The 12,608-nt window shown below is 65.7% G+C and carries 12 protein-coding genes; 2 read left to right on the plus strand and 10 right to left on the minus strand.

All coding sequences use genetic code 11. The features are described from left to right. Positions 1-2: 2 nt before the first annotated feature. From HU763_RS14380 to HU763_RS14400, 5 genes are read right to left on the minus strand one after another with little or no spacing between them, the layout of a single operon-like run. Positions 3-644 (minus strand): tetratricopeptide repeat protein, encoded by a 642-nt coding sequence (locus HU763_RS14380; RefSeq protein ID WP_170029454.1) that lies wholly within the window; start codon positions 642-644, stop codon positions 3-5. Beyond that, positions 641-1,447 (minus strand): SDR family oxidoreductase, encoded by an 807-nt coding sequence (locus tag HU763_RS14385; protein WP_170029453.1) that lies wholly within the window; start codon positions 1,445-1,447, stop codon positions 641-643. Before HU763_RS14385 ends, HU763_RS14380 begins: the two co-directional genes overlap by 4 nt. Then, positions 1,434-2,114 carry an iron-containing redox enzyme family protein gene (locus tag HU763_RS14390; protein WP_186689925.1) on the minus strand — a complete coding sequence of 227 codons (681 nt, stop codon included), beginning with the start codon at positions 2,112-2,114 and terminating at the stop codon, positions 1,434-1,436. Before HU763_RS14390 ends, HU763_RS14385 begins: the two co-directional genes overlap by 14 nt. 16 nt (positions 2,115-2,130) lie before the next feature. Continuing rightward, positions 2,131-3,591 (minus strand): AMP-binding protein, encoded by a 1,461-nt coding sequence (locus HU763_RS14395; protein WP_186689923.1) that lies wholly within the window; start codon positions 3,589-3,591, stop codon positions 2,131-2,133. Then, positions 3,581-4,258: a thermostable hemolysin gene (locus tag HU763_RS14400; protein WP_186689921.1), complete on the minus strand. Its 678-nt coding sequence runs from the start codon at positions 4,256-4,258 to the stop codon at positions 3,581-3,583. Before HU763_RS14400 ends, HU763_RS14395 begins: the two co-directional genes overlap by 11 nt. Before the next feature lie 115 nt (positions 4,259-4,373). Between HU763_RS14400 and HU763_RS14405 the strand changes: the two genes are divergently transcribed. Next, on the plus strand, positions 4,374-4,943 hold the full coding sequence (locus tag HU763_RS14405) for a hypothetical protein (RefSeq protein ID WP_186689919.1): 570 nt from the start codon (positions 4,374-4,376) through the stop codon (positions 4,941-4,943). A 129-nt stretch (positions 4,944-5,072) separates the two neighbouring features. Here the strand turns inward: HU763_RS14405 and HU763_RS14410 are convergent, their stop codons facing one another. The 4 genes from HU763_RS14410 to HU763_RS14425 all read right to left on the minus strand — a co-directional run bounded on the left by HU763_RS14410 (position 5,073) and on the right by HU763_RS14425 (position 11,055). After that, positions 5,073-6,752 carry an MFS transporter gene (locus HU763_RS14410; RefSeq protein ID WP_186689917.1) on the minus strand — a complete coding sequence of 560 codons (1,680 nt, stop codon included), beginning with the start codon at positions 6,750-6,752 and terminating at the stop codon, positions 5,073-5,075. A gap of 181 nt (positions 6,753-6,933) precedes the next feature. Next, positions 6,934-7,344: a VOC family protein gene (locus HU763_RS14415; protein ID WP_186677155.1), complete on the minus strand. Its 411-nt coding sequence runs from the start codon at positions 7,342-7,344 to the stop codon at positions 6,934-6,936. A gap of 83 nt (positions 7,345-7,427) precedes the next feature. Continuing rightward, positions 7,428-8,354, minus strand: coding sequence for an alpha/beta fold hydrolase (locus HU763_RS14420; protein ID WP_186689916.1), 927 nt, complete (start codon positions 8,352-8,354; stop codon positions 7,428-7,430). A gap of 184 nt (positions 8,355-8,538) precedes the next feature. Next, the gene (locus HU763_RS14425; protein ID WP_186689914.1) at positions 8,539-11,055 is read right to left on the minus strand and encodes a UvrD-helicase domain-containing protein; all 2,517 of its coding nucleotides are present in this window, start codon (positions 11,053-11,055) and stop codon (positions 8,539-8,541) included. Between the two features lie 175 nt (positions 11,056-11,230). Here HU763_RS14425 and HU763_RS14430 point away from each other — a divergent pair, with 175 nt between their 5' ends. Beyond that, positions 11,231-11,929, plus strand: a complete 699-nt coding sequence (locus tag HU763_RS14430; RefSeq protein ID WP_063913719.1) for a pirin family protein — start codon at positions 11,231-11,233, stop codon at positions 11,927-11,929. Positions 11,930-12,076: 147 nt separating this feature from the next. On the opposite strand, the gene HU763_RS14435 is transcribed toward HU763_RS14430, so the two are convergent. Beyond that, on the minus strand, positions 12,077-12,562 hold the full coding sequence (locus HU763_RS14435; RefSeq protein WP_170029444.1) for a cysteine hydrolase family protein: 486 nt from the start codon (positions 12,560-12,562) through the stop codon (positions 12,077-12,079). Positions 12,563-12,608: the final 46 nt, after the last annotated feature.

Raw genomic sequence — 12,608 nt, forward strand, 5'->3', positions numbered from 1 at the left:
GCTCAATCCTGTTTGTCCTTGATCGCTTTGAGTAAAGCATCGATTTCACCGCGCCGGCCCTGGTCAGCCAGTTCCCGGCCTGGCCGGGGCGGTGCCTGCAGGGCCTTCTGCAGGGCCGCGCGGGCTTCATCATAGCGCTTGAGCCGGTACAGGTGGTCAGCCCAGAAGTAATTGCTGTCGATACCGTCGGGGTTGATCGCCAGTGCCTGGCGCAGCAGGCCCTCGGCCTTGGCCTGGTCGCCGAAGCTCAGCGGCCAGCCCGGCACCTGGTCATACAGCGCGCCCAGGCTGGTGTAGGCCGAGCCCTGCAACGCCTTGGGGTCCGCGGCCAGGGCCTGTTCCAGGCTGGCGCGGGCGGCCTTGACCTTGCCCAGGGCCCCCAGCCCGCCTGTGGCACCCGCCCAGCTGCTGTTGACGATGCCATCCCAGATCAGTGGCTCGGCCGCGCCCGGGTGCTGACGCACCAGCGCTGCCGACTGTACCGCCAGGGCCTCGAACGCCCCGGCACGCTGGGCTTCGGGCAATTCATAGCGAATCACCGCCCAGCGCTGCTGAATGGCAGCGAGCTGCTGGGTACCATTCTGGTCAAGGGCCCAGGTGAATGGGGCGATGGCCAGCAGGCTGGCCAGTAACAGACGTTTCATTTGCTCGACTCCTTGTTGTGCCAGGTGCTGTAGCGGCGAATCAGCGGCAGTTGCTTGCGCAGGGCGCGGTCGACCACGCCCGGCAACATGCCGTTGAGGCGCACGAAGAGTTTTTCCGGCCAGCCCAGATACAGTTCGCTGCGCTCGGCCTGCACCGCGTCGAGCACCGCGCGGGCAACGTCCTGCGGGTCGTCGACGCCGACCTTCAAGGCCTGGTTGAGCGCCTGCGCGGCACTGCTGTTCATCGCCGTGCGGGTGGTGCGCGGTGCCGCATACAGCACGTTGACCGAGGTGTCGGCCAGCTCGCGGCGCAGCGCCTCGGAGAAACCGCGCAAGGCGAACTTGCTGGCGCAGTAGGTGGCATAGCCGGGGTAACCGATCGAGCCATAGATCGACCCCACGTTCACCACCAGCGCACTGGGCTGCTCGCGCAGCAGCGGCAGGAACAGGCGGGTCAGCTGGATGGCGGCCTTGACGTTGAGATCGAACAGCTCGTCCAGGGCGGCTTCGTCCAGCTGTTCGAGCAAGGCGAAGCGGTTGACTCCGGCAGCGTTGATCAGCAGGTTGCAGTAGCCCAGCGCCCGGGCCGCCTCCAGCACATCGCGACGGCCTTCGGCACTGCGCAGATCGGCTTGCTGCCAGTACAACTGCTGCGGGTAGCGTGCCATCAGCTCGGCCAGCTTGCCCTTCTGCCGGCTGACCGCCAGCACCCGCGCACCGGCGCTGCACAACTGGTCTGCCAGTTCCAGGCCGATACCACCGCTGGCACCGGTGAGCACCGCCACGCAATCAGGCAGGCGCATGCTGGGCCTCCTGCTGCGCAGCATGCGGCAGCCCTTCGAACATGGCGGTGTACAGGCGATACACCACTTTGGCGGCGTGGATCACTGCCTGATGATCCTCAGGGTCCTCCAGGCGGTTCATCAGGCCACGGTAGGTGGCCATATGGTCCTGGTCCAGCGCGCCGTGAGAACTGAGGTAGCTGAACGCCCGGTCCGGCAAGCCGAGGCTTCCCTGCAGGGTCCCGGCGGCCTGGGTCGCGAGGGCAATGCTGGTGCCTTCGAGGACGTTGACCATGCCGAACAGCCCGACCGGGTTGCCACGGGCGATCTGATCGTAGAGAAACGCCACCATCAGTTCGATCGGCAATGCCGGACGGCTACTCGCCACCTGCAGCGGGTCGCCACCACAGGCGGCGATGTCATCGAGAATCCAGCGCTCATGGCCGTACTCCTCCTCGATGTACTCGCACACTGCGCCGCGCAGCCACTCCAGCCGCGTCGGCAAACGCGCTCCGCAGGCCATCATCAGCGGCACGGTATGCCGCACATGGTGGTAGGCCTGGGTCAGAAACGCCACATAGGCCTCGAGGCTGGCCTTGCCGGCCAGCGCGTCGCGGATGACCGGGACATTGAACAATGCCGTACGCTCGTCGGCGGTTTGCTGTTGCAGCCTATCGAAAAAAAGCATGGCAAAACCTCGTGGGTCATTGAAGGTCGGTTAACAAGCTGTGGTAACACCGCAGGATCTGTTCGCGGCGTGGCCGGCCGTTGGCGGTCAGGGTTTGCCCGGCGGCGCTCAGCGGTTCGGGCAGGCGCCGCCAGGCATGCACCCGGGCGTAGTCCGGCAGCCCGGCGTTGGCCTGGCGCACGGCTTGCTCGAGCATGTGGTCATCGGCGTGCGGGTCCAGCGGCCAGAGCAGCGCCAGGTTGTGCGCCAGGCCTTCGCCGTAGACGAAGGCCTGGGCAATCACCCCGCCCTGGGTCAGCTCGGCCTCGACCCACTCGGGGTTGACGTTGCGCCCGAAGCTGGTGCTGTACTGGTGCTTCTTGCGCCCGGCCAGGTAGAGGAAACCGTCGTTGTCGAAGTGCCCGAGATCACCGGTCGACAACCAGGGTGCGTTGAACGCTGGCTCACCCAGGTAGCCGAGCAACGCCGAGCCGGCCACCTGCACCTCGCCATCCTCGGCAATGCGTACCTGCACATGCGGCAGCGGCCGGCCGACACTGCCCGGGCGCCTGGCGCCGGGGCGGTTGAGGCACACTACCGAGGCACATTCGGACAAGCCGTAGCCTTCGAATACCGGTAGCCCGACCGCCTCGGCACGGGCCAGCAGGCTCGGCGCCACCCGTGCCCCGCCTACCGCCACGAAGCGCAACGGGCCTACCCGCAGCAGGCCACGCTCGATGGCCGTGACCAGGCCGAGCAGCAGTTGTGGCACCATGATCAGGCTCTCGGCGCCGCTCAAGGCAATGGCACCCAGCAGTTGCTTGAAGTCGACCTGGCTGGCGCCACGCAAACCCAGCTGCGCCTGCGGGTACAGGACAATGCTCGCCCCGGCCAGCAGGGCCGCATACAGGCCGAGGTTTTCCAGCAGTACCGCCAGCGGCAACACCGCCAGGTACCTGGTCGGCGCTGTCGGTCGGCTGGCGGCCTCGAGTTCGCGCGCAACCCGCAGCATGGCCTCGGCACTCAGGCAGACCCCCTTGGGTGCCCCGGTACTGCCGGAGGTGTAGGTAATCTTTGCAGTGCCCGCTGGCAAGTCCACGCCCGCGCTCGGCGGGCGGCTCCAGAAGCGCTCGCCGGCACTGAAGCCGCAGGCGTGCAGATCGTCTGCGAAAGCCTCGTCGGCCAGCGCCAGCACCGCGCCACTCTGCGCCAGGCAATGGCGGCGCTGGGCACTGCTGAAGAACGCCGGCAGGATGACGATGGGGCGCGCCGCGAACAGCGCAGCCAAGTCCCAGAGCAGCGCTTGTGGCCCGTTTTCCAGGGCCAGGACGAAAGTGCCCGGCGGCTGCGCGCTCAGCCAGGCCTGGCGTTGTTCGACCTCATCCAGCAACTGGCCATAGGTGAAGCGCTCGGCAGCCCCCAGCAGCGCCGGTTGCGCCCCCCGGTGGCGGGCATGCAGTTGCAGCACTTCCTTGAACAGCTGGCATTCATGCGGCATGGCCAGCCTCCGGCACGCTGCTGGGCAACCCCAGTCGTTCGTACACACCGCCGCGGGCCAGGGCTGCATGACCATAGCCGATGCTGCCGACGAACACTTGCGGGTGCTGCGCGTAGTAACTGCCCCAGCTGTCGGCGTCGCCATTCAGCCGACCAGGATCGGCCATGGCCAATGCCGTAGGCACCAGGCCCAGGCGATGAAAGCTGTTGACCAGGGTCGCGGCGCCGGTAAAGGCCACCCATTGCAGGCCGCGGGTGGCCAGCAACCAGGTCACGGCGATGATCATGATCCGCGCGCTGCCGGCGCTGAGCGCCGCCAGGTTCCCCACTTCGACCAACTGCGCACGGCTCACCGGGTTGGCCGCCAGCCGGGTCACGGCGACCTCCAGCGGCTCATCCAGGTAACGCTCGATAAAGGTCGGGCCGGTGCTGGCCAGGCGGATACCCACGGCGGCCATCAAGCGCCCGTGGCTGTCGTGCAGGCCGAGCAGTTCGGGCAGGTAATGCTGCACATCGGCATGGTGGGCGCAGGCAAAGCGGGCGTGAATGAACTGCTCCAGCTCGTCGCGCCCTGGCTCACCCGGGAGTTTCAGGCTCAAATGGGCGAGCCGGTCGCCGTGGCTACCGATCGCCAGCGGAAACAGGCTGGGGCTGTCTGCCTGGGTCATAGCTGTCCCCCTTCAAGTAGGTGTCGAGGGGGAGTATCGGCGGCGAATCTGAAGCCAATCTGAAGTGCTACATTTGCCAGGGTCCGCAAGCGCACTCACAAGGAACAATAGAAAGATGCGCCACGAATTCAGCGAAGTGCTCAACGACCTGGTCGACTATTTTCTGCTTGGCGATATCCAGCTGCTCGAGCGCTTCAAGCTGCAACATGACCTGCCCGACGACCTGGCCCACGCCTTCACCCACGGCGACAGCGGCGACCAGGCGGTACGCGAAGGCATCGTGCTGCCGCTGGCAGGGGTCGACAACCTGCCCTACCGCATTGTGTTCACCCTGGGCCACCACACCCCGGCCTTGCGTGAACCCGGCAGCCGCCTCAAGCACCGCCGCAACGGCTATGTGCTGCGGGTCGAACACGGTGTACTGATGCTGTACACCTGGCGCATCCTGCAACACTTCACCGCGAAGACACTCGGCGACCTGCTGGCACGTTACCAGGTGCCGGGGCGCCCGATCATCGAACTGGACAATGGCTGGTATGACGTGGAGGTGCTGGCGGGCGCGCTGGTGCGTGACGGGCTCTATGAGCCGGCGTTCGAGTTCGTGCTGAAGAAGCGCTGGAGCCGGGGCGAGGCTGCCGGGGTGGATACCGGGTATGCCTTTGGATTGCGTGGCTATTTCGACTGATGGGTTGGCTATGCCGGCCTCTTCGCGGGCTTGCCCGCCCCCACAGGTAACTCACTGCCCTCAGGCACAGTGGTATCCCTGTGGGAGCGGGCAAGCCCGCGAAGAGGCCGCTACGGGTAGCCTCAACCTTCAGGCGTGATGGATATCCCGGTCCTTGGTCTCCGGCAGGAACAAGATGCCCAGCACCGCCGTCATCAACGCGATCACGATCGGGTACCACAAGCCATAGTAGATATCACCGGTCGCCGCCACCATGGCGAACGCCACGGTCGGCAGGAAACCGCCGAACCAGCCGTTGCCGATGTGGTAAGGCAGGGACATCGAGGTGTAGCGGATACGCGCCGGGAACAGCTCTACCAGCCAGGCCGCGATCGGCCCGTAGACCATGGTCACGTAGATCACCAGCAGGGTCAGCAGCAACAGCACCATCGGGTAATGGATCTTCGCCGGGTCGGCCTTCTCCGGATAGCCCGCTTCCTTCAATGCGCCGCTCAGGGTGGCGGTAAAGGCCTCGCTCTGCGCCTTGAAGTCGGCCGCTGCCAGGCGGCTGCCGTCAAAGCTTGGCAGTACCCGTTGACCGATGCGGATCTGCGCCACGCTGCCAGGCTCGGCCGCTTCGTTGGTATAGGGGATGGCCCGCTTGGCCAGCAGGCTCTTGGCAATGTCGCACGAGCTGGTGAATCTGGCCTTGCCCACCGGGTCGAACTGGAACGCGCACTGCCCAGGGTCGGCCACCACTACCACCGGGTTCTGCTCCTGAGCGACAAACACGTCCGGGTTGCCGTACTGGGTCAGGGCCTTGAAGATCGGGAAGTAGGTCAGCGCGGCGATGATGCACCCGGCCATGATGATCTTCTTGCGGCCAATGCGGTCGGACAGGCTACCGAAGAAGATGAAGAATGGCGTGCCGATGAGCAGCGAGCCGGCAATCAGCAGGTTGGCGGTCTGTGGCTCGATCTTGAGCATCTGCAACAGGAAGAACAACGCATAGAACTGCCCGGTGTACCACACCACCGCCTGCCCGGCAGTGCCGCCCAGCAGCGCCATGATCACCACCCGCAGGTTGTCCCAGCGGGCGAACGACTCGGTCAGCGGGGCCTTGGACGCCTTGCCCTCGGCCTTCATCTTCATGAACACCGGCGACTCGTTGAGCTGCATGCGGATGTACACCGAAATGGCCAACAGCAGGATCGACAGCAGGAACGGCACGCGCCAGCCCCAGGCCTCGAACGCCTCGGTGCCCATGGCGGTACGACAGGCCATGATCACCAGCAGCGACAGGAACAGCCCCAGGGTGGCAGTGGTCTGGATCCAGGCGGTGAAGAAGCCGCGTCGGCCCTTGGGCGCGTGCTCGGCCACATAGGTGGCCGCGCCGCCGTACTCGCCGCCAAGCGCCAGCCCCTGCAGCAGGCGCAGGGTGATCAGGATGATCGGTGCCGCGACGCCGATGGTCGCGTAGCCGGGTAGCAGGCCGACCACCGCGGTGGACAGGCCCATGATCACGATGGTGATGAGGAAGGTGTACTTGCGCCCGATCAGGTCGCCCAGGCGGCCGAACACGATGGCGCCGAACGGGCGCACGGCAAAGCCCGCGGCAAAGGCCAACAGGGCAAAGATGAACGAGGTGGTTTCGTTGACGCCGGCGAAGAAATGCTTGGCAATGATCGCCGCCAGTGAGCCGTACAGGTAGAAGTCGTACCATTCGAACACCGTGCCCAGGGACGAGGCGAAGATGACCTTGCGCTCCTCCCGCGTGATGCCGCGTTGGGGCGCACTACTGCCCGTGGATGTGCTGTCGAGAACCGCCATGGGGTGCCTCCGTCTTGTCGTTATGCAGGCCGGGAGCACCTCATCCGCTGTTTCACCGTCGCACCCAGGCCCTGGGGGCTTGCTTTGGTTATGCGAAGCACGACGAGGCAGGCCGCCTCGGATCGCAGCAAGGTTACTGAAGCATAATAGGCTTTGACGGGATATCCACTGTGGGCCGCTGCTACAGCACGGGCCCTTTCAGCTCTACCTGGTTGCCATCCGGGTCGTAGCAGTACAACGACAGCCCTTCGCCTTCGGCGCCGTAGCGTTTTTCGGCCGGCGCCACCTGCACCCCCGCGGCTTGCAGGTACGCCCTCAGTGCCGGTTCGTCGAACGGCTCGATGCGCAGGCAGAAATGGTGCAGGTTGCGCCCCTCGGCGCCCGGTGCCGCACCGCCAGGCTGGCCCAGCGGGCCGTCGAGGGTGACCAGGTCGATCATCGCCGTGCCGGTGGCCAGGTGGACCATGCCCAGGTCTTCGCGCACGCGGCTGACCGTGCAGCCGAGCAGCTCGGTGTAGAAGGCAATGCTACGCGGCAGGTCGCTGACCCGCAGTACCAGATGGTCGATGTGCTTGATGGCGAATGGGCGCATGCCGGGCTCCTTGTGGCGGTCGGTTTCCAGGGGGTAACCCCCCACCACAATAGCCCACGGGCGCATGCCACCACCATATCCCGCTATTCGTTCACCAGGCGTTGCAGTACGCCGCCTTCATGGCGGGCCAGGATACGCAGCAGCTGGTCGACCAGGGCCCGGTCCGGTGCATCCAGGTGGAAGTGGTGCCCGCCCGGGTGCCACGACACCTTCGCCTGGCCGGGCAAGGCCGCCTGGCGCCGGCTGAAGGCCTCACCGGTGAATGCCCCCTGACGGCCGAACAGCAGGTACAACGGGCAGCGGATCTGGCTGAGCAGCTCGCAGGCTTCGCGCTCGGTCAGCGGCATGGGTTCGGGCAGCACCAGGCGCGGGTCGTGGCGCCAGCAATAACCATCGCCCAACTGCAGCAGGTCGCGCAGCGCCAGCAGCCGCGCCGCCGCTTCCGACAGTTCGGTGTCCAGGCGTTCGCGACGTTGCTCCAGCGCGGTGTCCAAATCTTCGAAACGGCACAGGTCGGGCTCGGCGAAGCCCTGCAGCTGGCTACGCTGGACCATGCGCTTGAGCCGGTAGGCGCGGGCCAGGTGCTCGACGCGGTCATCCTCGGCCACCGTGAACGGTGCGCCCATGCCGTCGAGGAAGGTCATGCTGGCGATGCCGCTGGTCATGGCTGCCAGCAGCGATGCCACGCCGCTGCCCATGCCATGGGCCAGCACATGAAACTGCCCAAGGCCCAGGCTTTCGGTCACCGCCAGCATGTCCTCGGCATGCTCCCACAGGTAATAACCACTGTCGTGGCGGCGATGATCGGAGCGGCCGTGGCCGACCAGGTCGGGGGCCACCACGAAGCAACCATCGAGCATCGGTGCCAGGCGCTCGAACGAGGCGGCGTTGTCCAGCCAGCCATGCAGGGCCAGCACCGGGATGCCGTCTTCAGGCCCCCAGCAACGTACGGCAATTTCAATGCCGTTGAGGTCCAGCAGGTGATCCTTGGGTGTCGATGAAGAACGCATGGGTACGCTTCCTGACTTGAAGCCTGGCACGACCACACCAGGCCGAATACGCCGCTGGCCCCTTCGAGTCCTGTCGCCAGCGGCAACCCTTGCGTCGGGCCACGCAGGGCTCCGACGTGTCACCTTGGCGCATCGTCATGCCCACCACTGGCCCGTCACCGACCGTGACTTAACCGTCACCGACTCACTGCCCGCGCAGGTCCTCGAAGTACGCCTGCCTGCCGTCCACCTGGCTGGATGCCCGCGGCAGCGCTGCGGCTTCACCGTTGGCCGCTTCGACATGCCAGTAACAATGCTGCACCGCACGGGTCACCGCCACGTAGGCCAGGCGCTGCACCTCTTCCTGCTGCGCGGTATCGAACGGTTGCGCATCGCCGGGCTTGCCCAGCCCGGCCTGGCGATACACCTGGTTCTTGTAGGGCGAGCTGGTCAGGTACTGACAGTCGCCCAGCATGAACACGGCGTCGGCCTGCAAGCCCTTGGCGCTGTGGTAGGTCAGCTGGCGCAGCCGGCGTTGCTCGGCCGGCAGCGCCGCCTCGACCTGCAGCACGCTGTGCAGGTGCTCGTTCATCAGCGCCCTGTCGCTGCCCTTGCGGTACAACATCATGACCGTCTCGCCACGCTGGTAGTGCTCGATCAAGGTTTGCCCCAAGGCGGCCTCGTCACGGTCGAACACCTTGACCGGCGAGCCCGGCAACTGCGCCGCCGGGCCACTGGCCCTGGCTTTCTTGCCAGCGATCGCCGGGGTGCCCTTGACCAGGTGCTCGGCCGCATCGATCACCTGTTGCTGGCAGCGGTAGTTGTCGACCAGCATCACCCGTGTGTTGGCTGGCGACGGGAACGCCTTGGTGAATTCCATGAAGTATTTGGGCGAGCTGCCGCGCCATCCGTAGATCGACTGCCAGTCGTCGCCCACGCACAGCAGCGATGAATACCGGGCATTGCGCCCAGTGTGCATGGCCGGGCCGCGCCGGCGGATCTCCGCAAGGCTGGCGCGCAGCCAGCTGACGATCTGTGGCGACACGTCCTGGAACTCGTCGATCATCAGGTGCGCCAGCGGGCGCAGCAATGGGTCAGGCAGCAACCGCAGGTTCTCCGGGTTGTTCTCGCCGAACAGGGCGAACATGCGGTTGTAGCTCATGACCGGTGGCGACTGCTCCAGCAGGTGCGCCTCGAGGGCCTTCCAGTACAGGGCCAGGGCCTCGAAGAACAAGGCGTCGCTGTCGCCTGGCGGGAAGCTCATCGCCGCCACGGCAGGGTTGACCTCCAGGCCGAGGTTCTCGATGAAGTTGGCGGCGCCGACAAAGGCGTCCAGCAGCGGCGCCGGGGCCAGCTCACCCTTGACCTTGTATTCGAAGCCGGGGCCGGCCACCGCATCACCGGCCAGCGAAGCGGCCAGGCGCCGGGCCATGGCATAGTTGTCGAGCCAGATCAGCGGCTTGTCGCAGAATGCCTGCAACAGGGTACGTTTGACCGCCCACTCGGCGCGCACCGCCAGCTTGGCGCCGGGGCGCTGGTACTGGGCGCTTTCTGCCGGGTCGAAGCCCAGCACGACCAGTGGCCCGTCGGCGCCCAGGCGACCATGTACATGGAAGCGGCTGCCGCGGATCTCGACCGTCTCGCGACAGGGCTCGATACCTTTGATCGGCCAGGCGCCGGCGGCGAACCACAGGTCCTCGATCACGTCACACAGTTCTTCGTCACGCTGGGCGGCCAGCTGGGTCACCTGTGCGCGTTTCTGCACTTCGGGGTTGTTGGGGTCCAGCGGCTTCAGTTGCAGGGCTTCGCTGCGCAACAGGCCAACCAGTTCGGCGAAACGCGCGCTGGTCCCCAACAAGACGCTGTAGCACTGGTTCAGTTGCTGGCGCTGGGCGTCGTTCAGGCGCAGGTCGAACGGGTTGCTCTCGGCGTCGGCTTCACGCCCGGCGGGCATCTCGTTGCCCAGCGTTTCGAACGCTCGTACCTGGGCAAAGCCCGGCAGGCTGCGCACCAGCGGCAGGATGCGCGAATGGAAGGTGCGCACCAGCTCGCGGGCTTGTGCCGCCTGCAAGTCGCTCTGCCACAGGGCGAACACCTGCATCAGGCGCTTGATGAAGTCCTTGCGCGACTCGCGGGTGAAGGTGACCACGGTCATCGCATCCAGCTCGTAGCCCAGGTAATGGCGCAACAACAGGATGCGCAAGACCAGCGAGGTCGACTTGCCTGCCCCGGCCCCGGCAACCACGCAGGTGGAGGGCGTATCGCTGAAGATCAGCTTCCACTGCGCGGCACTGGGCTGGGCCTCGGCAGGCAGGCGCTGGGCGACATCGGCCTTGAAGCGTTTTTTCAACTCGGCAGTCAATGGCAGGCGCCAGTCCTCGAACAGGTTGCCGTCCTGCCCCGGTACGGCGCCAACGTCGGGGCGGGTATCGCGGATCACCAGTACCTGGCGCCCGGCCTCGTAGCCCTCTACCCGGCCGCGCTCGAAGCCCTCGCGCATGCCCTCGGCATGGCCACTGCGCTGGCCGCTGACATGGCCGAGGAACCACGAGTCGCGGTGCTGGGCACGCAGGCGGGTCAGGCCGCGCCCCAGCAGGCGCGCCGCCAGGCGGCGAAACCAGGGTAACTGGGCAGGTGGGGTAAGGTCGGCTGGGGCCTGGGTTTGCTCGGGGGCCACGGTCACTCCGGTGAAAAGCAAAATCAGCGAGCATGTTCGCCGCATCGGCAGAAAATCGCCAGCGAATGCTTGCAGATCAGTGGATTAGGCGATGAAGCGAATGGAATGCTGCACATTTAATAATCTATTTTATTGATTGTTTTAAGTCGATATTTACGCTTATTTTCGATCTTTATTTGGCGCATCATGGCCCCATTCCACTGATTCAAGGAGCACGACCATGCTGCAACTGCGACCCTTCGAAAGCCTCGGCCACGCCAACCACGGCTGGCTGGATGCCCACCATCATTTTTCCTTCGCCGAGTACTACGACCCGGCGCGCATGCACTGGGGCAACCTGCGGGTCTGGAACGACGACCTGATCGCTGCCGGCAGCGGCTTCCCACCGCACCCGCACCGCGACATGGAAATCATCACCTATGTGCGTGAAGGCGCGATCAGCCACCAGGACAGCCTGGGTAACAAGGGCCGTACCGAAGCCGGTGACGTGCAGGTGATGAGCGCCGGTACCGGCATCGTGCACAGCGAGTACAACCTGGAAGACGTCGATACGCGCATTTTCCAGATCTGGATAGTGCCGGAGCGCACCGGTGAAGCACCGCAGTGGGGCACCCGGCCGTTCCCCAAAGGTGAACGAGGCGAAGGCTTCGTTACCCTGGCCAGCGGCCGTGCAGGTGACGAGGACAGCCTGCAGATCCGTACCGATGCCCGCCTGGTGGCTGCCACCCTGCGCGCGGGTGAAACCGCCGAGTACCGCTTCGATGCTGCACGTCGCGGCTACCTGGTGCCGGCCAAGGGGCTGGTGGAGGTCAATGGGCTGCGGGCCAAGGCGCGCGATGGCGTGGCGATCGAGCAGGAGGAGGTGTTGCGGGTGACCGCCATCGAGGACAGCGAGATCGTACTGGTCGACGTGGCCTGAAGCGCCCACCGCTGACCGGTTGACGCGACCGCTCCTCGGCCTGGGGAGCGGTTTCGGCCGGTGTCATCCACCGTGTCGCCTGCTTCGCGGATAAATCCGCTCCTACAGTTGATGTTGTACCCCGCGCAGGCCAGCGATGATCCTGTACTAGCCTGGCTCGGCCAGTTCGCCGAGCACCTCGACGGAGGTGGTGACCTGGCGGAAGTGATGCTTCCACAGGTCGATGCCCAGCTTGCCCGATCGATCCAGCGAGGAGCCGACTGTCATGTCGGTGACCAAGGTGGGCATCAACCCGGCATCGAACAGGGCAAAGCCAGCCGCCAGTACACAGGTCTCGGTCTGTAGCCCACACACCAGCACCCGCTCCACGCCCAGCTCACGGATGTACGCGATAGCCTCGGTGCTCTGCCCATAGCCATGCTTGACAAAAACTCGGTCGGCCTCGACCAGGTTTTCGTCCTCGGCAGCCGGGTGCCAGCCAAGCTGGCGTTCGAAAGGCGTGACCTGTTCGTCGTGCAGTTCGACCGAGGCAATGGTGGGAATGTTTGCTGATAACCGGCGCAGGCCATCGACCAGCCACTCTGGCGGGCTGAAGGTGGACTGGACATCGACGATGAGCAAAACCTGGCGCATGGGCGGCTTCCGGCACTGGCAAAAGGCGCGGAGTATAACGTGATCA

The sequence above is a fragment of the Pseudomonas anuradhapurensis genome (assembly GCF_014269225.2).
Taxonomy (GTDB): Bacteria; Pseudomonadota; Gammaproteobacteria; order Pseudomonadales; family Pseudomonadaceae; genus Aquipseudomonas; species Aquipseudomonas anuradhapurensis.

Coding starts and splice junctions, on each gene's coding strand:
- HU763_RS14395 (WP_186689923.1), bottom strand. CDS start 3,591: ATGCCGCATGAATGCCAGCTGTTCAAGGAAGTGCTGCAACTGCATGCC.
- HU763_RS14385 (WP_170029453.1), bottom strand. CDS start 1,447: ATGCGCCTGCCTGATTGCGTGGCGGTGCTCACCGGTGCCAGCGGTGGT.
- HU763_RS14410 (WP_186689917.1), bottom strand. CDS start 6,752: ATGGCGGTTCTCGACAGCACATCCACGGGCAGTAGTGCGCCCCAACGC.
- HU763_RS14420 (WP_186689916.1), bottom strand. CDS start 8,354: ATGCGTTCTTCATCGACACCCAAGGATCACCTGCTGGACCTCAACGGC.
- HU763_RS14415 (WP_186677155.1), bottom strand. CDS start 7,344: ATGCGCCCATTCGCCATCAAGCACATCGACCATCTGGTACTGCGGGTC.
- HU763_RS14425 (WP_186689914.1), bottom strand. CDS start 11,055: ATGCGGCGAACATGCTCGCTGATTTTGCTTTTCACCGGAGTGACCGTG.
- HU763_RS14400 (WP_186689921.1), bottom strand. CDS start 4,258: ATGACCCAGGCAGACAGCCCCAGCCTGTTTCCGCTGGCGATCGGTAGC.
- HU763_RS14380 (WP_170029454.1), bottom strand. CDS start 644: ATGAAACGTCTGTTACTGGCCAGCCTGCTGGCCATCGCCCCATTCACC.
- HU763_RS14435 (WP_170029444.1), bottom strand. CDS start 12,562: ATGCGCCAGGTTTTGCTCATCGTCGATGTCCAGTCCACCTTCAGCCCG.
- HU763_RS14405 (WP_186689919.1), top strand. CDS start 4,374: ATGCGCCACGAATTCAGCGAAGTGCTCAACGACCTGGTCGACTATTTT.
- HU763_RS14430 (WP_063913719.1), top strand. CDS start 11,231: ATGCTGCAACTGCGACCCTTCGAAAGCCTCGGCCACGCCAACCACGGC.
- HU763_RS14390 (WP_186689925.1), bottom strand. CDS start 2,114: ATGCTTTTTTTCGATAGGCTGCAACAGCAAACCGCCGACGAGCGTACG.